This window comes from Shewanella sp. DW31 (assembly GCF_015767295.1).
Classification (GTDB): Bacteria; Pseudomonadota; Gammaproteobacteria; order Enterobacterales; family Shewanellaceae; genus Shewanella; species Shewanella oncorhynchi.
Genome location: NZ_JADWMP020000024.1, coordinates 1 through 21,994, shown reverse-complemented (window position 1 = coordinate 21,994; position 21,994 = coordinate 1). Strand labels below are relative to the sequence as shown.

The following is a 21,994-nucleotide window of genomic DNA, read 5'->3' as shown; positions in this document are numbered from 1 at the left end:
GTAAATTATCGTCCTTTACTGGTGTGAACAAGTATACGAGGTTGCAATTAAGCCTAATTCTCGGCACATTGCATAGCCATAATTAAAATAAATTCAGGATTGAGTATGCGTCCAACAAGACCTTTTAGACCTCTTATTCTCGCCATTGCGATGGCGCTTCCCTTACTATCATCTCCCAGTCTGCTTGCCGATGAATCGCCAATTTTCAGCCAGATGGCCACCGCACAACCTGTGTGGGCTAAGCATGGCATGGTCGCAAGCCAAGAAACTCTCGCCAGTCGCACCGGCGTTGAGATCCTAAAGCAAGGCGGTAATGCGGTTGACGCCGCCGTGGCTGTCGCCTTCAGTTTGGCAGTCACCTTACCCCGTGCTGGCAATATCGGCGGCGGTGGTTTTATGCTGGTGCATATTGCCAAAGAAAACAAAACCATCGCTATCGATTACCGTGAAATGGCGCCGTCTAAAGCCAAGAAAAACATTTTCCTCGACGAAAATGGCGACGCAGTTGAAAAACTGAGCCGTGAACACGGTCTTGCCGTGGGTGTGCCAGGTACAGTGATGGGCATGAGCTTAGCCCTTGAGAAATATGGCACTATGACTCTCGCCCAAGTCGCCGCGCCCGCGATTAAAATGGCGCAGGAAGGCATTAGCGTGACGCCAGATCTTGCCCAATCCCTTGCCGGCCTAAAACGCCGCATGGCCCAATGGCCAACCACGGCCGCTATCTTCTACAAAGCCGACGGCAGTGACTATCAAGTGGATGATATTCTTAAACAACCTGAACTTGCCCATTCGTTAAGTCTTATCGCTGAAAAAGGCACCAAAGGATTCTACGAAGGAGAAACCGCCACTAAGCTCATCAATGCGGTGAAAGACGCTGGCGGCATTATGACCTTAGACGACCTTAAAAATTATAAGGTAGTGGAACGTGAACCCGTGCGCGGCGAATACCGTGGCTATGAGGTTGTGTCTATGCCACCGCCATCATCGGGCGGTGTACACATCATAGAAATGCTCAACGTATTGCAGCAATTCCCAATAGATAAACTCGGCCACAATACCGCCCAGACGATTCATCTGATGGCAGAAACCATGAAGTACGCCTATAGCGATCGCAGCGAATACTTAGGCGATCCCGACTTTTATAAGGTGCCCGTCAGAGCCTTAACCAGTAAGGACTACGCCCAAAAAATCGCCAGCCAAATTGCGATGAATAAGGCTACACCGAGCGCTGAAATCAAGCCCGGCAAGCTCGCACCCTATGAGAGCGATCAAACCACTCACTTCTCGGTAGTCGATAAATGGGGTAATGCAGTCTCTAATACTTACACCTTAAACTTCAGCTACGGCTCAGGTTTAGTGGCTAAGGGAACAGGGATTCTGCTCAATAACGAGATGGATGATTTCTCTGCCAAACCCGGCGTGCCAAACGGCTACGGTTTAGTAGGCGGTGATGCTAATGCGGTCGAGGGCAATAAGCGCCCACTCAGTTCAATGAGCCCAACAATAGTGATGAAGGATGGCAAACCCTTCCTCGTCACTGGCAGTCCAGGTGGTTCGCGCATTATCACCACCACACTGCAGATCATCATGAATGTTATTGATCATGGATTAAATATCGCCGAAGCCAGTAATGCGGCGCGGGTTCACCATCAATGGCAACCCGATGAATTGCGAGTCGAGTCCAGCTTTAATCGCGATACCATTTCCCTGCTCGAAGCCAAAGGACACAAAGTGAAAGTACAATCCGCTATGGGCAGCACACAATCAATCATGGTGACCGAACAAGGAATTTTTGGTGCGTCTGATCCACGCCACTCCGGTAGCGAAGCCATCGGCTACTAGCATCCCTATGATGCCGATTTTATTGAAAGAGATGAGTGTAAAGAGATGAGTGAGAGAAATAGGTGGATGAGATAAAAGGATTTATGACCTATTCGAACTAGGTCATAAACCCTGAGTAAAGCTTGTACTTTCACTCAACGAATACAAACTTGCAATCAAAAAGCCCTACTATACATCACTGTATAAGAAGGGATTTTTATTATTTTAAATTACACCTTATCATGCTGATTTACATTAACTTTTAATTTGATGAAGCGACAGGTGAGTCATGAAGTATCTACTGAGACCTAACGCACTTCTGTACAAAATTCATTGGTAAACTGTAATGTCAGTTATTGGGATCTTAGCGTTGGCTGGTATCCACTAATATAGGCTTGCCATGGCATTCACTCTCCGACTCGCAGCCAGTCCGTCCGTGGATGCTCGACCGCCCCATCCATGGGGCGGACGGTCGTCTCGCTAATCGCCATGGCTCACCTTTTTGGCACTAGTGTAACCTGTCTGTATGAAGGAGATACCCAGCACGCTTTTGGACAATTCCGAGTTAGACCATTAGCTCAAATTAGTAAGTTTCAAATTAAAATTTCTATGGGCTAACGCCCGCAATAAGCGGCGCGAGGAACGAGCATCCGGCGACCGCAGGGAGCGAACTTAATTGGTTGGTTATGAGTTTTCACTACCGATTATCTCCAATCTAGCTTGTTGCCATTGTTCCCATGCGTATTCTGGATCTAGATCTAGATAGCCTCTGGACTCTTCCATTTTTGAAATTACCGATACAGGCATCATTATGCATACAGCATTATCCCGGATTTCCAAAACCTCTTTCTCAGTAAGAGGAGCTCCTTTTTCGTGCTCTTTGTTTAAAAGAACAGCCACTAACGCGGGCACGAGAACAGGAACCAGCTCTTCTTTGGCTTCTTCATTCTTGTCTTTTCGGCTGAAGAGTTTACCGAACACGATGCATTCCTTTACTCATAACGTCTTAGTATTTATGCGCTGCGCTGTTTGCAGGGCATAAATCGCTTGTTGGACTTTACCGCTGCCACATCCATGTCAATTGGTATAAATGATGCTATAGGAATTTGCTTTTTTGCGGAAGCGGTTTTTTATACAGTTTGATGGGTAATCACTTGATATCGTTTTAGCTTTCTCATTTTTCGCACTTATTTTTGCTGATGAATCGCTATCTAACGACTCAAAACTCCAAGGAATACACCTCCCCTCGGAGTTGCCGCAGGGCGAATAGAGCTCTTGATTTAATAAAGAGTGCGTGAGTTCGGTCATGGATGACCGACTAGCTTTCGCAGGTGCAGGGACGCATCCTTCGGAAGCGATAGCAAATTTGGCAATGAGCACAAGGAGCTTTCAACTCCGTTGGGGACGTCATAGAGCATCCAAGGAGGATAGGACGAGCAGTCCTCCTTGGTCGGGTGTGGGGGGAAGCCCCACGACTTTGATTGTGATTAAAGAATTCAAACGAAGTTTGTAATGGTAGAGATCACTATTTCACCGCCGATAGCTCGATAAATGCTGCGGTGTACATTTTTAGGTTCAGCATAAATTGCTTATGGGTGATGAACTCTTTTTCGGTATGGCCAGTGTATTCCACGCCCAGCATCGCTTGGGCAAAACTTAAAGCAATGGGGAATAATTTACTGTTCGTTGAGCCGCCAATTTCAACGGATTTAAGACCAACTATGCCAAGAACGCACGCCCTAGAAACGGTAATATCCTCGCCCAGTTTGCCATCATTTTTTGCTTAAAAGCCTGAAACAAAACATTTGTTACAAACTAAACACAAAATCGATGGAACCCCTAGTCCGATACATGTTAAACAGTCACATTAAGCTTAATTTAATGGTTTTAGCCGCACGTAGACTTCAATTTTTTCTTGAAATCCAAGGCCATCATCATGCAAACATCCATAACAATATCGACCTAACGGGGAACAAATAATGAAGGGACTAACCCTCAAACCGCAAGCACTCACGCTAAGTGCCATCGCTTTAGCCTTAACTTTGAGTGCCTGTAGCACACAACAACCCGATGCCAGTGTTCAAGCAAGTACGGCGCCAAATGCAGTGTCAGCGCAAATTATCAGCCAGAATGCGACGAATCCATTCTTTAAACCCTATGATACTTTTATGGAAATTCCGGCCTTCGATAAAATCAAGCCTGAGCATTTCCTCCCCGCATTTAAAGCGGGAATCGCCCAACAACACGAACAAATTCAAGCAATTGTTGATAATAAAGCAAAACCCACCTTCGCCAATACGATTGAAGCCATGGAGTTTTCTGGCGATCTAGTGACGCGCGTTTCTAACGTCTTCTTTAACCTGACGGGCGCGGATACGAATGAAGCATTGCAAGCACTCTCGAAAGAAGTGTCGCCTATGTTATCGTCCGCCGAAGACGATATTTTGCTTAATGACAAACTGTTTCAAAAAGTTAAAGCCGTCCACGACGCAAAAGACAACCTGAAGCTCAGCACAGCCCAAGCCAAATTACTGGAAGATACCTATAAATCTTTCACCCGTGGCGGCGCGAACTTAAGCGAGCCAGATAAAACCAAACTGCGCGCGCTGAACGAAGAGATCGGCAAACTCAATTTAGCCTTTGGTGACAATCTATTAGCCGAAACCAATGCCTTCGAATTAGTGGTTGATAGCAAAGCCGATCTCGCAGGTTTACCCGCAGATGTGATTGCCACTGCCTTTGAAACTGCCAAAAAACGTGGCCATGAAGGCAAGTGGGTATTTACCACGTCTCGCCCTTCTATTACGCCTTTTTTGACCTATGCCGATAATCGCCAGTTACGTGAAAAGCTCTACAAAGGGTATATCGAGCGCGGTAACAACAATAACGCCAACGATAACAAGATTATCCTCGCTAAGATTGCTGCCCTGCGTGCTGAACGTGCTCAACTGATGGGCTATAAAACCCATGCGGATTTCGTGTTAGAAGAACGCACAGCTAAAACACCAGAAAACGTCTACGGTTTACTCAATAAAGTATGGCCAGCGGCATTGGCCCAAGCCAAAAACGAAGTGACTGATATGCAAGCCATGATTGACGCTCAAGGTGGCAATTTTAAGCTGCAAGCGTGGGACTGGGATTACTACGCAGACAAGATCCGTGTTGCTAAGTACAGCTTTAACGAACAACAAACTCGCCCGTATTTCTCCCTCGACAGTACATTAAAAGGCGTGTTCTACACGGCTAACCGTTTGTACGGTTTAACCTTTAAAGAACGCACCGACTTGCCCAAATACAATGCAGAAGTTCGTACTTGGGAAGTTTACGATAAAGACGGCAAACTGATGGCCATCTTTATGGGTGACTATTTCACCCGTGACAGCAAACGTGGCGGCGCTTGGATGAACTCCTTCCGCAAACAATACAATATGAATGGCGTTGATTCTAAACCTATTATTGTCAACGTATTAAACTACCCTCGACCAGCGGGTAATGAGCCAGCGTTGCTGACTTTCGATGAAGCCAGCACACTATTCCACGAATTTGGCCACGCACTACACGGCATGTTATCGAACGTCGAATATCGCTCACAAGGCGGCACCGCCGTACCTCGCGATTACGTTGAGTTCCCATCGCAAGTGAATGAAAACTGGATGACTCAGCCAGAAGTGTTAGCACAATTTGCCAAGCACTACAAAACCGGCGAAGTGATCCCGCAAGAACTAGTGAAGAAAATCCAAGCAGCCAGCAAGTTCAACCAAGGTTTTTCTACCGTTGAATACATGGCGGCCACTAAACTCGATTTAGATTGGCACACACTGACCGACACTACGCCAAAGGATGCGGCCAAGTTTGAGGCGGACTCATTAGCGGCAATGGGACTGATTGAAGAAATTAGCCCACGCTATCGCAGCACTTACTTCTCGCATATTTTCGCGGGCGGTTATTCAGCAGGCTACTACAGCTACCTCTGGTCGGATATTTTAGGTGCAGATGCTTTCGAAGCCTTTAAAGAAAACGGCATTTTCGACAAAGCCACTGCGGATTCCTTCCGTAATAATATCCTGTCGAAAGGCGGCAGTGATGATCCTATGCTGATGTATAAAAAATTCCGCGGTAAAGAAGCCGGTATAGAGCCGCTACTACGTAGCCGCGGATTACTGGCCGAGTAACATAACATCATCCCTCTAAATTGAAGTTTGAAATATCACCAACAGGGAGCTAACACTCCCTGTTTTTATTTTACTGATACCAAATAGGGAAATGGCAAGGAAGGGTCAAGATGACAGAGTGCAGCTTGGCAGCTAACATCTTGGGAAAAAGATGCTACGGAACTAACGCCTAAACTTTTTAAACGCGGATTCGTAAAGGTTGGTACCTTTACGCTTCACATGTTAACCCACTATGATTCACCGCTTAGGCGGCATTAAATTTTCAATAGAGTTATATGATGAATATTGAGATGGTAGAAAAAGCAGATCATCTTAGTCTGCTCGATATTTGGGAAGCATCGGTAAGAGCAACCCATGACTTTTTAGCAGAAGAAGATCTACAGGAATTAAAGCCGTTGATCCTCGAACAATATTTTGACGCCGTTCACTTAAAGTGCGCTAAAAATGACAATGGAGAAATACTCGGGTTCTGTGGGATACATGATGGCAATATTGAAATGCTATTCATCTCACCTGACGCGCGCGGAAAAGGGATTGGTTCCATGCTAGCGACACATGCAATTAATGAACTGGGAGCCACAAAGGTTGATGTTAATGAGCAGAATCAGCAAGCATTAGGTTTTTACCAGCATATTGGTTTTTCAGTAACGGGTCGCTCACCCGTTGATGGACAGGGTAAACCTTATCCGCTGTTGCATATGGCGTTATATTCCATTGAGGGATTGTAGATGTATCCTGATTCAATCGATGAGAATAGGATTGGAGAGTATCCGGCGGAAACAAAATCAGGCGGCGGTTATTTCTATGATCAAGTACTAGAATATCGTGTTTGGTGCCGCCCTTGGCAAGGCGCTCCAGATGAATTTGATGGTGAAATCTACTATTACGCCTTTCATACTTATAATGAGGCTCTTGAATTTTCGAATGAAACTGATGGGTCTGAAGCGCCTTTAGTACTTATTAAACAGCTTGAATGGATTGATGAACCAGAAGCAGGAAAATTCATTCATAAAACAGGTGAACGCCTAACAGAATGGAGGGTTGAGTGGCTATTAGAGAGTCAACGTAAGGAGGACACTATTGCTAACTTTATAAGTGACAATCAAACATAACAATTTAATCAATAAAAAATAGTTTAAGACTGTCTTTCGACAACATTCCAACAAACTATTTTGGAACTGTGATTAGGAGCGTTACCTGCAGATTTCCTTATCCTCTAAACCTCCTGTCTTGAAACAAAAAATGGTTAATAAATCCGCCCTGACATCAGTAAAAAATGGCTTGCTAGATTTCCCTAACAAGCCTTTAGCTTTTTACAATTAATCAATTAATCGACTAAACCGCGGCGCTTTAACAGTGCCTCTGTTGTCGGTTTTTTACCAGTAAAGTGAATATAATCTTGCATGAGATCTTCACTGTTACCTTTAGATAAGACTTCCTTACGGAATTTGTCACCATTATCGGCTTTCAATCCACCTTGCTCGCCCATATAGGCAAAGGCATCGGCGGCAAACACTTCTGTCCACAAATACGCGTAATACCCTGCGGAATAACCACCAGAGAAGGCATGGCTAAAGTAGCTCGACTTATAACGGGGTGGAATTGGCGCAAAATCAAGACCATGTTTAGCTAGCACTTGGTGCTCAAACTTCTCTACATCGCTAATTTGAGTATCGGCGCTGATAGAGTGCCATTCCATATCTAACAAGGCCGCTGACAGGTACTCAACGGTATCAAAACCTTGGCCAAACTTATTGGCCGCTAAAATTTTATCGAGCAGCGCCTTAGGAATTGGCTCACCCGTTTTGTAGTGTTTTGCATAGTTAGCAATCACAGCAGGGTCGATATTCCAATCTTCGTTGACCTGTGATGGGAACTCAACAAAGTCACGTGCAGTTGATGTGCCAGCAACGCTTGGGTATTTCACCTGCGAGAATAAACCGTGTATCGCATGGCCAAATTCATGGAACAGAGTGGTCACTTCATCGAAGGTCATTAGCGTTGGGCCATCGGCTGGCTTAGGAATATTAAGCGCGTTATAGACAACGGGCTTAGTGCCGAGCAGACCGCTTTGGGTGACGAACTCATCCATCCACGCACCGCCGCCTTTGCCTTCACGGGCATACGGGTCTAGGTAGAATAAGCCAATAGAACTGTTATCTTTATCAAAGACTTCAAAGGCTAAAACATCGGAATGCCACACAGGTAAATCAGTACGCGGTTTTAAGCTGATGCCATACAATTTATGCATAGCGAAAAACAACCCGTCTTTCAGTACAGTATTAAACTCGAAATAAGGCTTGATACTGCTTTCATCGAGGGAGTATTTCTCTTGACGCACTTTGTCAGCGTAGTAAGCCCAATCCCAAGGTTGCAGCTCAAAATCACCGCCCGCCTTTTTGATTTCAGCTTGAATATCAGCCGCCTCCACTTTGGCGCGAGCTAAAGCTTTTGGCGCTAAATCATCGAGGATTTCATACACAGCAGCAGGGGTTTTCGCCATTTGATCGGCAACCGCATAGGATGCCCAAGTATCGAACCCCAGTAAATTGGCTTTTTTAGCCCGTATTTGCGCCATTTTGACAATCAATGGACCATTGATTGCGACGGCTCTGTGCGCCGAGGTTTCCCACACTTTTTGGCGCAGTTCACGGTTGCTCAGGCTAGAAAGTACAGGTTGGCGTGTCGTGTTTACTAAGGTAATCAAATAGCCTTCTTTACCAGCAGCTTTAGCAGCCGCAGCTAAAGTAGCAATTTCGCTGTCGGATAAACCGGCTAACAGGGCTTTATCAGTCACAACAATCACATCATCTTTAAATGATTTTAAGCTGTTTTGTGAAAAGTCCGTCGCTAAAGTTGCAAGCTCAGCGTTAAAGTCTCGCATCTTAGCTTTATCTTCGGCCGACAATTTCGCGCCAGCGCGGACAAACTGCTCATAGTAGTATTCAACTAAACGCTGATCTTCCGCATTTAGGCTGCTCTTTTGCTGGTATACGGCTTCAACACGGGCAAATAAAGTCGGATCGAGATAAATATTATCTCGGTGGGCAGATAGCTTAGGTGCAAGATCCGCTTCGGTTTTCTGGAAATCATTATCAGAAATCAGACCTGCGAGATTAAAGAAGGTACGCGATACGCGCGTTAACAATTCACCCGAGGTTTCCATGGCGAGAATGGTGTTGTCAAAACTGGCCGCTTGTTTGTTATTCACAATCGCAGCGATTTCTGCATCGTGAGCTTTAATGCCCTGCTCGAAGGCGGGAGCATAATCTGCGGACTGAATAAGATTAAATTGCGGCGCTTGATCTTGCAGTGGACTCTTGCTCAGCAGCACATTAGTTGCTTCGGCTTTGACGGCGGATTGAGTCGCAACGGCATTTTTGGCTTCATTGGTGCTTACATCAGGCTTGTCTGAACAAGCGCCAAGTAACAATGCCGCAGCTACGGCTGTGGTAATAACGGACTTACGCATATTAACTCCCTTGGATATTGCTGCCCTTTCGATTGTATTTTTAAGGTGAAAGGTGCGCGCAAACGGATTTTGGCTTTCGGTTTACAACAGTCTGTTTTAACGAACTTGTGTAGCTTCGTACGTCAATTTCGATGAACTACCTTAACAAGTTACGCGCATTTCAGCCAAGTTTTACCCGCCCAGAGCACAGCTAATTTGTATCACTTTATGTGTATTACCCGTCTAAATAAGCCTATGCCAACGCTACGCTAAACCTAACTCACCTCAATCAAGCCAAGAGACATGCGAGCATAAGTGATCAACATTGGCTAAAATTTGATGTAAAAGAATTATTTAAAACAATTCTACTGAAGTTTTACGTCAAATATCCCCGACATAGACAAGGGGCTGAGCAAATAAAATGCCATTCCAATAACAAATATTAATTCTTCTTAATAAACTGTTTACTGTAATTATTTAAACATTGCCGTAACAAATAAACAGGCTAAACGGCTCACTATTTAAGCAGGCAAACCTTGGGTCACAATTTGAAACAGCTTTTATCCGATTAATGTCACATTCAGATCATCAAATGTCTTTATAATTCCCGCTCGTTAACTTAGCGGAAAATTAACCTAACAGTTAAATTACGCTGAATTAACGGGATGATGGGCATGTTCTTTTACGGAACATGCATTGGGGTCAAATAAATATAAATAGAGATAACTATGTTAAATAAGAAAATACTCGCAGTGATGATCACTGCCGCCCTTGGTGTAAGCGCCTGTAATTCTGATGACGACAAAGTCGTTCAAGCCGATTTACGGGTACTCGAAACCACAGATCTGCACACAAATATCATGGATTTCAACTACTACAGTGGCAAAAATGACCCCACTATCGGTCTAGCCCGTACTGCAAGCTTAATCCACGCTGCACGCAACGAAGCCAAAAACAGCGTACTCGTCGACAACGGCGATCTACTACAAGGCAGCCCAATGGGCGATTACATGGCTAAAGTTGGCCTGCAAATGGGTGATATTCATCCAGCCTATAAAGCCATGAACCTATTAGATTATGAAGTCGGTAATATCGGCAACCATGAATTTAACTATGGTTTAGATTTCTTAAATAAATCTATTAGTGGTGCAGATTTCCCTTATATCAACTCAAACGTTTATTGCGCCGACGATAATGGTTGCTGGAATGAGGTTAAAAAAGGTGAGCATTTATTCACCCCTTATATCATTAAACAAAAAATTATTATCGACAGCGAACTCAATAATCAAACCATTAACATTGGTTATATTGGTTTTGTGCCACCGCAAATTCTATTGTGGGATAAGCAAAATCTGACGGGGAAAGTGACGGTCGAAGATATTATTGAAACCGCGAAAAAATATGTCCCCGAAATGAAAGCCAAAGGTGCCGATATCATTATCGCCATTCCACACTCTGGCATTGGTTCGACGGAAAATCCTGGCGATCCTATGGCTGAAAACGCCACTTACGCTTTGACTTATGTTGACGGTATCGATGCGATTCTATTCGGCCACAGCCACTCTATCTTCCCAGATGCTAAATATGCCGACTTACCCAATACCGACGTCACTAAGGGCCTACTGAACGGCGTCCCCGCAGTGATGCCAGGTCGTTGGGGTGATAACTTAGGGGTTGTTGACTTTAAACTTGAACGTAGAGATGGTAAATGGCATGTCCTTAGTGCCAAAACGCAAGCTCGCCCTATCTATAATGGTGCGACTAAGGAAGAGTTAGTTAGCCAAGATCCTGCAATTAAAGATGCAGTCGCAGCAGAACACCAAGGCACCCTCGCCTTTGTGGATGAACCTATCGGCGTTGCCGCCGCCGACATGTACAGTTTCCTTACCTTAGTGCAGGACGACCCTACGGTACAAATCGTTTCTGATGCGCAAATCGCTAACGTGAAAGCGAAATTACCTGCAGCATTAAAAGGTCTGCCAGTGCTATCAGCCTCCGCACCCTTTAAAGCGGGCGGTCGCCACGGTACAACCAGTGATGCCGATCAATTTGTGCAAGTTGATAAAGGCCCACTGACCTTTAAAAACGCCGCCGATCTGTACCTGTATCCCAATACTATGGTGGCAGTCAAAGCGACGGGCGCCGAATTGAAAGATTGGCTAGAGTGCTCAGCAAACCAGTTCAATCAAATCGACCCAGCAAAAACCACCCCACAAGGTTTAATCAACTGGGATGGTCATCCAACCTATAACTTCGACGTACTCGATGGCTTAACCTATAAAATTGATGTGACCCAACCGAGCAAGTTTGACCGCGATTGCGCCGTCGTTAATGCCAACGCAAACCGTATCGTTGATTTAAGCTATAAAGACGAAAACGGCAAAGTCATCACAGGTGAAGAATTTGCCGCGAAAGAGTTTATCGTTACCTCAAATAACTACCGCGCCTTTGGGGGTAAGTTTGCTGGTACGGGTAGCGACCATGTGGTGCTTGAACTGCCCGATACTAACCGTGAAGCACTAGCTGCTTATATCACAGCGCAATCTCAGTACAACGAAACCACAGGTAAGTACGAAGCTATGGTCAATCCAAGTGCTGATTACAACTGGGATTTCAAAACCATCACTACCAACGTCACATTGGACGTTCGCTTCGAAACCCAAGACAGTGACAAAGCCGCTACCTTTATCGAAGCCAATAAACAACGTGAAATGAAGAAGATCGGTAAGGATGAACTGGGTTTCGCCGTTTATAGCATCAACCTAACCAAATAAGCGTTCAATTCCAAAATATCATGCTCAAAAGGCTCCTCGTGAGCCTTTTTTATTCCCTGCAGATCAAATTAACGCTAATCTGCGCGCTATAAACAGTGTGTCGCCATTTAGCTCATCATGCTCCACACTAAAGGTTAAACCTGCTTTGTGTCGCCAAATATCTGCCTTATTATTTAGCGGCGTCCTCGCAACAACAGAGAAAGCTTATGAAATATCAATCAATCTTATGTGCCACGGCATTAGTGCTGGGGACTGTGCAGCCAGCAACGGCCGATGTTAATCTCAAACTACCTAAAAATACTGAAGTGTTAACGGTCAATGGCAAGCCAGCCGTAAAGAGTGGCGATCTCGTTTTAGCCGATGGGACCAATCAGATTGCCTTCCGTTATGCCGCGCAATATCGACAACAAGCTGACTCAGTACATTATCTCTCCGACGTGCTCATCGTCCGTTTTGATGCGTCAGCACAAACACTCACGCTGACACTTCCCGCTATCAACTCAGCCAGAGATGCAAAGAAATTTGATGAGTCACCTAAGCTGACACTATTAAATGCTCAAGATGAAGCAGTGGGTTTTACCAGCGATAAATTGATTAAGAATGGCATTCAACTGGGACGGGATTTCGAACACGAGATACTGCAGTACAACCTTAGTAATCATCCGGCTTCATTAAATCTCACTATGAATACCGCGACAACACAACCAAGCGACGCTATTACACCCGTATTGGCAAGCCAGCCACAAATACGCCAAACAGCAGTAGTCACATCCACGAACTTGATCGCGCCAGCAGTTATGTCATCCTCAGCCGCAGCGGTCAATGACAAGGCTCAACAAACTACTCCTGCAACCACACCTAGCCAAGCTGAAATCAGTCAAATGCTGGATTACTGGTACAAACAAGCTAACGACAATACCAAAGCCAGCTTCAAAGCTAAAATAAACAAAGAGTGACCCATACCGCTTCAGTTTATCTATTTAAAACCGCCAGCTTAGTGTCACATATGAACTGGCGGCTCTATTAAAGCTTAGTAAAACTGATATTTCAGAAACATTAAAGCTCAGTAAGCCCATTCCCACTTCACAGCTTAATGTCATTTAACACAGCAAAGCTGCTAAGCAACAAATGGTACGAGTGCCTGTAAAGGCATTATTTATATATTTGGTAGAACAAATTATAAATATAAAAGACATATCATTTTACAGTCTTCATAGACTATTATTTATCAACTCGCTTTATAAAAGACAGTTAAGCATTTGTAGATAAAAGACTTATCACTTAATTAACTACAAAGAATTCGAACTGAGTAAAATCGAATAGTCTCTGTTCCTCCAGCCAACATAATTAACTATCCGCAAAGCGTTATCTCATAATTAAATATTTTTAAAAATCAAAACCTTGAGCAAGGATAAATACTATTTAGCCTACACATTTAACCGTATGCATTATGATTTACACTATATATTTTGGCTAGATCCAGAAACAAATGTAACAAAAAATGTCATAAAGGCATTATTTAGCAAGAGTCATTATCAGCTTCAAAGCCTCACTAAGCATGAAAAGATCAATGCTCTAATCCTATTCCATAAAAAACATTCAACCTTTAGACTTATTCAACCTTCAACCTGCTCATTCTTTATACTGATTTAAACTCTCCCCATCAAATGTTAGAAATAAGTTGCCTAAATGATAGGGCGAAAAATTACTAATCAAGTAAAAGGAATAACATGATGGAACTTAAATTAAAAAAAGCTGAGTTAGTGAATCTGTCCCATGATAAAAAAGTCTTACCTAGCGAATTAACACCACAAGTTGCTGGTGGTGTGATAACTCGTGCTTGCGGAGAGTTGACTGCCAATGCATACACCTGCCCTTCTGATCGTACAGGTAGCACTCATCGCTGCTGTCAAATCCCTTAATACGGGGTTCAAGTAACCAAATAGGTTGTGACGTCACAATATAACACAGCATATTTTATCAGTAGATATGTAAAGGGCATATCCACTATGCCCTTTTGACTTTCTAAATGAGCCAATATGTAGAAGCTGTACTTCATGGAAATAAAGGAAGGTGGTTCAGTGCAATTTAATCAACCCCATCAGTCTAGCCTTGCTAGACAGGCATTGAACGACATAGCTGCGCTATTAGTGAAAGATGCCAAACAATCATTAGAGCAGCAAGGGGTTGGTTTGTTAACTGGCTTAGCTGGGCAACAATTATTTTTCTGGCAATTACATAAACAGTTTCCAGAACTAGCATGCCAACATGAATTTTCAGCACGAATGACATTAATAGAAGAGCAAATACCATTCCTACATTCACAGTTCGCGTTTGGCTATGGACTGACTGGTGTCGCTTGGCTATATGAATTTTTTTTGCATGAAGGGAATTACCAAGCGGAGTTTAATCACAATACTGATGTGCTCTTACTACAACATTTACAACAGAACGACTGGACTGGAGAATTGGAATTTATTCGCGGACTAAGTGGTTTTGCAGTCTATATAGCGCGGCGTCAAACCGCGGAATTAGGCTTACCTTTGGCCCAAGCGTTATTGACACTACTGGAACAGCAATGGCATCAATTTGCCGATGGTACTGGTGCTTGGGAAGTGGCAACAAACTCTTTCTTTAGATTTAATCATGCAACAGATGACTCTGAGTTTAATTTAGGATTAGCTCACGGAGTCCCTTCAATCATTGCCTCCCTATTACCATTATTAGCGCATCAGCAACTGCACAGCCAAATTAAGACGTTGTTGCAAGCCAGTTGTCAGTGGTTAATTCAGCAGCAACAGGCATCCGAGATATTTGGTAGTTGCTTTGCTTACATAACTGATCAACCGTGCCAGTCACGACTCGGTTGGTGTTATGGAGATGCCACCATCGCCTTAACATTACTGCGAGTGGGCAATGCAATAGACAGCGATAACTTTACCGCCGCAGGTAAGAACATTGCCTTAAAAGCTGCTCAGCGTAGGTTAACAAGTAGCCAAGTGCAGGATGCAGGTATCTGTCATGGTAGTGCAGGTTTGGCTTTAATCTTTCAAGTCATAACGCGCTATTACACCGAATCTTCTCTTTCACAGGCTGCACAATATTGGTTTGAACATACGTTAGCACTATATCAAACATCAGGACTCGACGGTTTTAATGCCGTACGCGAACAAGATAACTCAACCTGCCGCCTACCAGACCATGGCTTACTTGGAGGCTATGCCGGTATAGGTTTAGTGCTATTGATGGCCTTCAACGTAGAAACTAATTGGCTAGATGCGCTTTTATTAACCAATAATTGATTTCGATGTATTGGCTATTTTTATAACAAGGGATTGTTTATGAGTGTAGAGGTTTTGCAAGCCGCGGATTTTTTTGTTATCCGGGCACCTAGATCAAGTTTGTCTCAACTACGAAAAATACCAACAGAGCCTACGGCCTTAGTCGATTTTCTCGCCAGTTGGTTAGCAAACCCAGCAGTACAAGAAGCCTTATATCTTGCAAGTCCTTCATTGATGGAAAGATTGCCTAATTGGCAACTGCAACCACACAGTAAAGCGGCAATTAAAATAACTAACTCCTTATTGAAATATTTTATTCGGTTTAGCTCTAGAGCGACGCCATTTGGGTTATTTGCAGGCGTAGCCTTGGGGCAAGTAGCAAATGAAACGCGCTTACAGTGTAATAGCATGCTGCGAGATAAGCGCCATACCCGCTTTGACATAGCCTATTTAACTGCAATTCGAGCCCAGTTAAGTGAACCAAATGAGGCCGAGAAGTGGCCGTTATTGTGCTATCAAGCAAATCCGACGTTGCAACAACAGAGCGATGGTCTGCATTATATTGAACCGTATTTTTCAGATACTGAGCAAAAATATCGTTTAAGTACCTTGGTATTAGATGAATATTTGCTTGCTATGCTGCAACTGGCGAAGAAGGAAGGGAACTTTGCTTCGTTACAAGATGGATTTCAACAACTCTATCCTACGGCGAATACTGCAAGCATACAGGATTATATTAAGCAGTTACTTACTGCCGGTGTGCTGCAAGTCAAATTACCACTAACGTTAACTTCTGGCTCCCCAGATCAAACTTTTATTACGGCGTTACAAAGTATGGGCGCTACAGACAGTGCTGATATATTGCAACGAGCTCTCACTCAGTTAAACAGCATGGATAAACAACCTGTTAACCCGCTTAAGCAATATCAAGAAATTTATCATAGCTTGCAAACACTGCCGTATCCTGTAAGCGAGAATCGCCTATTACAGACTGATATTTTGCGCTCATTTTCACAGTGCCAATTAGCACAAGCAGAAGTCTCTGCCCTGATGCCTGCATTATTGGCATTATTAGCGATACGAAAACCTTATAAAACACCACTTAATGACTTTAGCCAAAAATTTGAAGCAAGATTTGGTAGCCAGTATGTGCCACTGTTGACCTTATTAGATGACGAAGTTGGTATTTCATTCTCCAGCGATATTGGCTACCACACTTCTTTGTTAGCGGGGTTAAATATCACCAATCGTCACCCCCCCACACAAGATGTTATCGAACCATTGCAACAGACGATTATCGCTGCTCTAAGTGATGTATCCCCAAGCGAAACTGTGCTGAAATTAACAAGTGATTCGTTATTGTCTAAACATGAAAGTGCGACATTAATGGCTAAGTTACCCGCTTCCTTCGCGATTAATTTGTCAGCGTATCAACAAGAGGATGGCCGAGTTATTTACTATTATCATGGTTGCTATGGTCCTTCTGCAGCGAATTTACTCGGACGTTTCTGTCATTTATCAACAGATATGCTGCAACAGGTCAAACAACATTTATCTCAAGAAGAAGCGCATTCTCCAGAAGTCCTTTTTGCAGAAGTACTACATATGCCCGAGGGGCGTCCAGGCAATGTCATCGCTAGACCGACATTTAGAGCCTATGAGATTGTTTTTCTTGCTGACAGTCACTTAGCAAATGAGTGGCAAATCCCAATCAGCGACCTATTGGTCTATCAAGAAAATAACGTGTTATGTTTGTGGTCACAGCGACTACAAAAAAGAATAATTCCCCGTTTATCCTCTGCCCATAATTTCAGTGATCGTAGTTTAGGGATTTATCGGTTTTTATGCTCACTTCAACATCAAAACTTACAAATGCCTCACTTCTCCTTACCTGATAACCTGCATAAAGCAAAACGAGTTCCAAGGATCATGTTAGATAATCTGGTCCTGCAAGAGGCCCACTGCAATATTCCAGTAGCACTATTGAAACGCTTATGGCAAGAAGGCCAGTTTGTTGAATCCGATTGGCAACAACTGCAGAAAGAATATGGTTTAGAGCGTTATATGAGCTATGCCATAGCCGACCATGTGTTACTGATCGATCTGCAAAATAATATGATGTTCCAAATGTTGTTGGCAGAGGTAAATCATAAAAGCCACATTAGGTTGAATGAAGTGCTCGCGATGAAATACCAACCTTCACTGCAAGGGCAAGATGGCCCTTATCAACATGAAATAATTGTACCGCTGTCAAATAGTGCCGCACCCCCATACTTAGCACCACGCATAGTACCATTGACGAACTCAACCAATGACAAGTGTAGGCATTTCGCGCCTGGCTCAGAATGGCTCAGTGTCAAATTATATGCAGGGCTAAGTAGTGTGGAGCAACTATTACTAAAGCAATTGGCACCATGGCTAACGCAGATGCAGCAAGATGGTGTGCTCAAGCATTGGTTCTTTATTCGCTATGGCGATCCCGATTGGCATCTACGGTTACGATGTTTTGGCAAGCCGGAACAATTATATGGGGAGTTACTACCCGCGCTAAATTGTTTATTAGCACCATCCCTAGCCAGTGCAGGCTTACATCGCATTGAGTTGTTCACTTACATGCAGGAGACAGAACGTTACGGGGGCGATCATATGATGCCTTTGGCTGAGCGCTTTTTCTGTTTGGACAGCCAGTTTGTGTTGCAGGCGATAATATTCAGTGAACAAGATGACAGTTTGAGGTGGCGCTTAGCCATTTTAGCAATAGATTTAATTTTAACTCAATTCGATTATTTACCCGCCGAGAAATTTACACTGATCGATAATTTGCGGGCAGGTTTTGCACAAGAATTTAAAGAAGACTTAGAGTTACGCCAGCAGATGGGCGATAAATATCGACACTATCAATCACAATTACAACAAGATAGCCAATTATTGGATTGGCAGAACCAAACTATTGAGCCATTTAAACAACAAATTCAGCAGAGTTTACAGCAGTTTTCATCTTCGATTACACCATGTTGTCAGGCAATGTTGGCGTTATTTGAGTCCCAACAGGCACAAGGCAGTCGCGATAATTTATTAGGCTCGTTATTACATATGTTTACTAACCGTTTATTCAAGGCTTATGGTCGAGAGCAAGAGTTTGTCGTTTATGACATGTTACGCCGTATCTATCTAAGCAAACGCGCACAACCAGTACGAGGTTTATCGCAATGAGCGATTTATTTCGAAAAGAAGTTGTTGTACAGCAACAGCAAAGATTACAAGGGGAAGTAAGTTTAACCCAGCCAGTTAGTTTTATTGGTTTCACAGTATTGATTAGCACGCTTTTTTTATGTGCATTACTATTTTTGTATTTTAGCGAGTATCAACGCAAAGAACATGTGCAAGGTTCTATCGAGCCAGCCATGATGGCGATTCGTTTGCCCACTCCTAAATCAGTCAACGCAGGGCATCTTTTAGTACAAGTTGGCGAGCAAGTGCAGCAGAATCAACCTTTAGTACAACAGCTGAACCTCCCAAATACGATGGGAAAATCATTTTTACTAAAAGCTCCTTTTACAGGAACGGTTACCGAAGTTTTATTGCCGTCTGGAGAGGATATCGGCCCATCAAACCCCTCAATATCGTTATTATCGCAACCAGAAACCTTGTTCGCAATTGTATATGTGCCCTCAAGAGTTATAGGACAACTCACATTGGGGCAGGAGCTACAAATGCGCATAGAGGCACTTCCCTATCAACATTTTGGTGTGCAAACAGCCACTCTGGTTGAGATAGGAAGTCAGCCTATAACTATAAATGAATCGCAACCCTTATCGGAGCCGAGTTATAGAGCCGTTTTAGCATTGACGGAAGACGCAAAAAAATTGCCACTGAGAGCAGGTATGGGATTAGAGGTTGATATTAGCTTCGCGCCACGCAGACTATTGGAGTGGTTGTTTACACCAAATGTTGATGATAAGGGTCAAAACTAATGGCAACACTGCAAGAGAAGCTTAGAACTTGGTCTGGCCACCGCTTACCTATGATCGTTCAAACTGAGGCCACAGAATGCGGCTTAGCCTGTGTAGCTATGGTGGCAAGCATGCATGGCTATCAAACTGATTTAAATAGCTTAAGACAACGTTTTTCGCTATCGCTAGAAGGCTGTACCTTACTGGATCTGATGCATATTGCAGAGCAGTTGCAACTCAGTAGCCGCCCACTGAAAATTGAATTAGAAGAATTATCCGACTTAGCTACGCCATGTATCTTGCACTGGGATCTCAATCACTTTGTGGTACTAAAGTCAGTGAACACTCAACACTGTATTATTCATGACCCAGCTTTAGGAGTGCGGCGAATATCCCTAACAGAAGTGTCAAAATCATTTACTGGTATCGCTTTAGAATTGACACCGACAGCTACATTTACTGCAGAACAAGCTAAACAATCACTAACATTCTCATCCTTTTTTTCTAAGATCACTGGTTTAAAGCAATCGTTAGGGTTGTTACTCAGTTTGTCCGTTTTTTTACAGCTGTTTATTTTAGCCTCACCTTATTACATTCAACTCGTGGTAGACGCCGTTATTATCAATAATGATGGTCAGTTGCTATTAGTGTTGGCATTAGGCTTTGCCTTGTTACTATTATTTGATGTTGCCACCAATGCTTTACGCAGCTTAGTGCTACTGAATTTCAGCAGCCAACTTAGTGTGCAGCTAGCCAGTAACCTTTTCCATCACTTAGTGCGGCTACCATTGGCCTATTTTGAAAAACGTCATATGGGGGATCTGGTATCACGATTTGGTTCTTTAAGGCAATTACGGGAACTGCTGACTACCGGCATTATTGAAGCCATCATTGATGGTTTTATGGCGCTAGGAGTTCTATGCATGATCTTCTTTTACAGCCCGTTATTGTCTCTCGTCGTGCTAGTGGCAGTGCTAGCATATTGCGCCTTGAGATTAGCGTTATATCGGTCCTTACGCTTAGCCTCAGAGCAGCAAATTCTAGCTTTAGCAGGTGAACAATCTAACTTTATGGAAACGATCCGAGCAATTCAAACGGTTAAGCTATTTGGTTTTGAAAGTCAGCGAGAAGCGATTTGGCAAAATCACTATGTTAAAGCAACGAACAGGACCATTACGCTCGGGAAATATGAAATTTCGTATCAAATAATGAACAAATTGCTATTTGGTACAGAAAATATTGTAGTGATCTATCTTGCTGCAGAATTAGTAATGGCGGGCAGTTTTACCACAGGAATGTTATTTGCGTTTATTGCCTATAAAGCCCAATTTATGGAGCGTATGAGCAAGTTGATCGAAAAGTTAATTGAATATCGCATGCTAAGTTTACATTTTGAACGGATTGCAGATATTGCCCTAACAGCCAAAGAGCAAACTTATCCACCACAACCAATGCTGCATAAAGTGGCCGGAAATATCTGTCTACAACAGGTTAGTTTTAGTTATAGCTCCGTCGCTGAGCCAGTGTTATACAATCTAGCATTACAAATAAACGCCGGTGAGTCGGTTGCAATTATAGGTCCATCCGGTTGTGGTAAGAGTACCTTAATGAAACTGTTATTAGGGCTATTAACACCAACCGAAGGTGAGATTTTAATCGATGACATACCATTGGTGAAATTAGGATTAGCTCAATATCGCCAGCAAGTCGCAGCTGTAATGCAAGAAGACCGATTACTTGGTGGGACAATAGAAGATAATATTACTTTTTTTTCGGAAAAAATTGATGTCGAAAAGCTCACTCGTTGTGCACAAATGGCAGCAATACACCAAGATATTTGTCAAATGCCAATGGGCTATAAAAGTTTAATAGGCGATATGGGCTCAGCACTATCCAGTGGGCAAAAACAACGGTTAATTTTGGCAAGAGCGCTGTATCGGGAACCGAAGATTTTATTTATGGATGAAGCAACAAGTCACTTAGACATTGTCACTGAGTCTGTTGTTAATCAAGCGATGAAAAAATTGAATATCACCCGAGTGGTAATCGCCCATCGGCCCGAAACCATTAAAGCTGCAGATAGAGTCATCGATTTAACACAACTTCTACAGCGACCAGCAATTAACAAAGTAAGTTAAATAAAATCAAAATATTGCACCGATGAAATGAATTGTTTATGCACTCTATCGACTTAAGCGTGTCAGAAGGCTACTTTTATAGTAACACCCGTGATTCAGAAAATAACTTGGCCAATTCGATAGTTGAGTTACTTATGACATAACAGACAAGAATAGACCAAACCCAAGATAAGCAAGCACCTAAAAGCTTGTTATTATCAGATAGAGATTCACTCTTCTACGTTAATCACATGAATGAGAGCAATGTATAGATGGGATTAAGACAAATTGCAGACGTAAAAAAGCCAGCTTATTCAGCTGGCTTGGTTACATCTCAATGAGATTATTAGGCGCTTGGCGATGACCTACTCTCACATGGGGAGACCCCACACTACCATCGGCGCGTTTGCGTTTCACTTCTG

Annotated in this window: 13 protein-coding genes and 1 pseudogene; 11 read left to right on the top strand and 3 right to left on the bottom strand. The window is 43.4% G+C overall.

Annotated elements, in window-relative coordinates:
• Nucleotides 1-105 precede the first annotated feature (105 nt).
• A complete protein-coding gene (gene ggt / locus GWI56_RS17750; RefSeq protein ID WP_198573676.1) occupies nucleotides 106-1,845 on the top strand; it encodes a gamma-glutamyltransferase in 1,740 nt (579 codons plus the stop codon).
• Between the two features lie 663 nt (nucleotides 1,846-2,508).
• On the opposite strand, the gene GWI56_RS17745 is transcribed toward ggt, so the two are convergent.
• Both GWI56_RS17745 and GWI56_RS21765 read right to left on the bottom strand, forming a co-directional pair.
• Nucleotides 2,509-2,805, bottom strand: a complete 297-nt coding sequence (locus tag GWI56_RS17745; protein ID WP_198573675.1) for a hypothetical protein — start codon at nucleotides 2,803-2,805, stop codon at nucleotides 2,509-2,511.
• A 544-nt stretch (nucleotides 2,806-3,349) separates the two neighbouring features.
• Nucleotides 3,350-3,550, bottom strand: a pseudogene (locus tag GWI56_RS21765) (hypothetical protein); the annotation flags it as partial.
• A gap of 253 nt (nucleotides 3,551-3,803) precedes the next feature.
• Here GWI56_RS21765 and GWI56_RS17740 point away from each other — a divergent pair.
• From GWI56_RS17740 to GWI56_RS17730, 3 genes are all read left to right on the top strand, one after another.
• A complete protein-coding gene (locus GWI56_RS17740; protein ID WP_198573674.1) occupies nucleotides 3,804-5,996 on the top strand; it encodes a M3 family metallopeptidase in 2,193 nt (730 codons plus the stop codon).
• Between the two features lie 278 nt (nucleotides 5,997-6,274).
• Complete coding sequence (locus GWI56_RS17735; RefSeq protein ID WP_198573701.1) at nucleotides 6,275-6,724, top strand: acetyltransferase; 450 nt, start codon at nucleotides 6,275-6,277, stop codon at nucleotides 6,722-6,724.
• The gene (locus GWI56_RS17730; RefSeq protein WP_198573673.1) at nucleotides 6,725-7,108 is read left to right on the top strand and encodes a GCN5 family acetyltransferase; all 384 of its coding nucleotides are present in this window, start codon (nucleotides 6,725-6,727) and stop codon (nucleotides 7,106-7,108) included. It begins immediately after the preceding gene.
• Nucleotides 7,109-7,323: 215 nt separating this feature from the next.
• Here the strand turns inward: GWI56_RS17730 and GWI56_RS17725 are convergent, their stop codons facing one another.
• Entirely contained in the window at nucleotides 7,324-9,468 is a 2,145-nt protein-coding gene (locus GWI56_RS17725; RefSeq protein WP_198573672.1) for a M3 family metallopeptidase, read from the bottom strand.
• A gap of 707 nt (nucleotides 9,469-10,175) precedes the next feature.
• Between GWI56_RS17725 and GWI56_RS17720 the strand changes: the two genes are divergently transcribed.
• From GWI56_RS17720 to GWI56_RS17690, 7 genes are all read left to right on the top strand, one after another.
• Complete coding sequence (locus GWI56_RS17720; protein WP_198573671.1) at nucleotides 10,176-12,221, top strand: bifunctional 2',3'-cyclic-nucleotide 2'-phosphodiesterase/3'-nucleotidase; 2,046 nt, start codon at nucleotides 10,176-10,178, stop codon at nucleotides 12,219-12,221.
• Between the two features lie 206 nt (nucleotides 12,222-12,427).
• Nucleotides 12,428-13,177 (top strand): DUF2057 domain-containing protein, encoded by a 750-nt coding sequence (locus GWI56_RS17715; protein WP_198573670.1) that lies wholly within the window; start codon nucleotides 12,428-12,430, stop codon nucleotides 13,175-13,177.
• 774 nt (nucleotides 13,178-13,951) lie between these two features.
• Entirely contained in the window at nucleotides 13,952-14,143 is a 192-nt protein-coding gene (locus tag GWI56_RS17710; protein ID WP_147250506.1) for a hypothetical protein, read from the top strand.
• Nucleotides 14,144-14,278: 135 nt separating this feature from the next.
• Nucleotides 14,279-15,523, top strand: coding sequence for a lanthionine synthetase LanC family protein (locus GWI56_RS17705; RefSeq protein WP_198573669.1), 1,245 nt, complete (start codon nucleotides 14,279-14,281; stop codon nucleotides 15,521-15,523).
• A gap of 39 nt (nucleotides 15,524-15,562) precedes the next feature.
• Nucleotides 15,563-18,715 carry a lantibiotic dehydratase gene (locus GWI56_RS17700; RefSeq protein WP_198573668.1) on the top strand — a complete coding sequence of 1,051 codons (3,153 nt, stop codon included), beginning with the start codon at nucleotides 15,563-15,565 and terminating at the stop codon, nucleotides 18,713-18,715.
• Nucleotides 18,712-19,476: an HlyD family efflux transporter periplasmic adaptor subunit gene (locus tag GWI56_RS17695; protein WP_198573667.1), complete on the top strand. Its 765-nt coding sequence runs from the start codon at nucleotides 18,712-18,714 to the stop codon at nucleotides 19,474-19,476. Before GWI56_RS17700 ends, GWI56_RS17695 begins: the two co-directional genes overlap by 4 nt.
• The gene (locus GWI56_RS17690) at nucleotides 19,476-21,593 is read left to right on the top strand and encodes a peptidase domain-containing ABC transporter (RefSeq protein ID WP_242068438.1); all 2,118 of its coding nucleotides are present in this window, start codon (nucleotides 19,476-19,478) and stop codon (nucleotides 21,591-21,593) included. The genes GWI56_RS17695 and GWI56_RS17690 overlap by 1 nt, the downstream gene beginning before the upstream one ends.
• Nucleotides 21,594-21,994: the final 401 nt, after the last annotated feature.

Excerpts from the sequence above, each read along its gene's own strand:
- ggt (WP_198573676.1), top strand. The coding sequence starts at position 106 with ATGCGTCCAACAAGACCTTTTAGACCTCTTATTCTCGCCATTGCGATG.
- GWI56_RS17740 (WP_198573674.1), top strand. The coding sequence starts at position 3,804 with ATGAAGGGACTAACCCTCAAACCGCAAGCACTCACGCTAAGTGCCATC.
- GWI56_RS17735 (WP_198573701.1), top strand. The coding sequence starts at position 6,275 with ATGAATATTGAGATGGTAGAAAAAGCAGATCATCTTAGTCTGCTCGAT.
- GWI56_RS17730 (WP_198573673.1), top strand. The coding sequence starts at position 6,725 with ATGTATCCTGATTCAATCGATGAGAATAGGATTGGAGAGTATCCGGCG.
- GWI56_RS17725 (WP_198573672.1), bottom strand. The coding sequence starts at position 9,468 with ATGCGTAAGTCCGTTATTACCACAGCCGTAGCTGCGGCATTGTTACTT.
- GWI56_RS17720 (WP_198573671.1), top strand. The coding sequence starts at position 10,176 with ATGTTAAATAAGAAAATACTCGCAGTGATGATCACTGCCGCCCTTGGT.
- GWI56_RS17715 (WP_198573670.1), top strand. The coding sequence starts at position 12,428 with ATGAAATATCAATCAATCTTATGTGCCACGGCATTAGTGCTGGGGACT.
- GWI56_RS17710 (WP_147250506.1), top strand. The coding sequence starts at position 13,952 with ATGATGGAACTTAAATTAAAAAAAGCTGAGTTAGTGAATCTGTCCCAT.
- GWI56_RS17705 (WP_198573669.1), top strand. The coding sequence starts at position 14,279 with ATGGAAATAAAGGAAGGTGGTTCAGTGCAATTTAATCAACCCCATCAG.
- GWI56_RS17700 (WP_198573668.1), top strand. The coding sequence starts at position 15,563 with ATGAGTGTAGAGGTTTTGCAAGCCGCGGATTTTTTTGTTATCCGGGCA.
- GWI56_RS17695 (WP_198573667.1), top strand. The coding sequence starts at position 18,712 with ATGAGCGATTTATTTCGAAAAGAAGTTGTTGTACAGCAACAGCAAAGA.
- GWI56_RS17690 (WP_242068438.1), top strand. The coding sequence starts at position 19,476 with ATGGCAACACTGCAAGAGAAGCTTAGAACTTGGTCTGGCCACCGCTTA.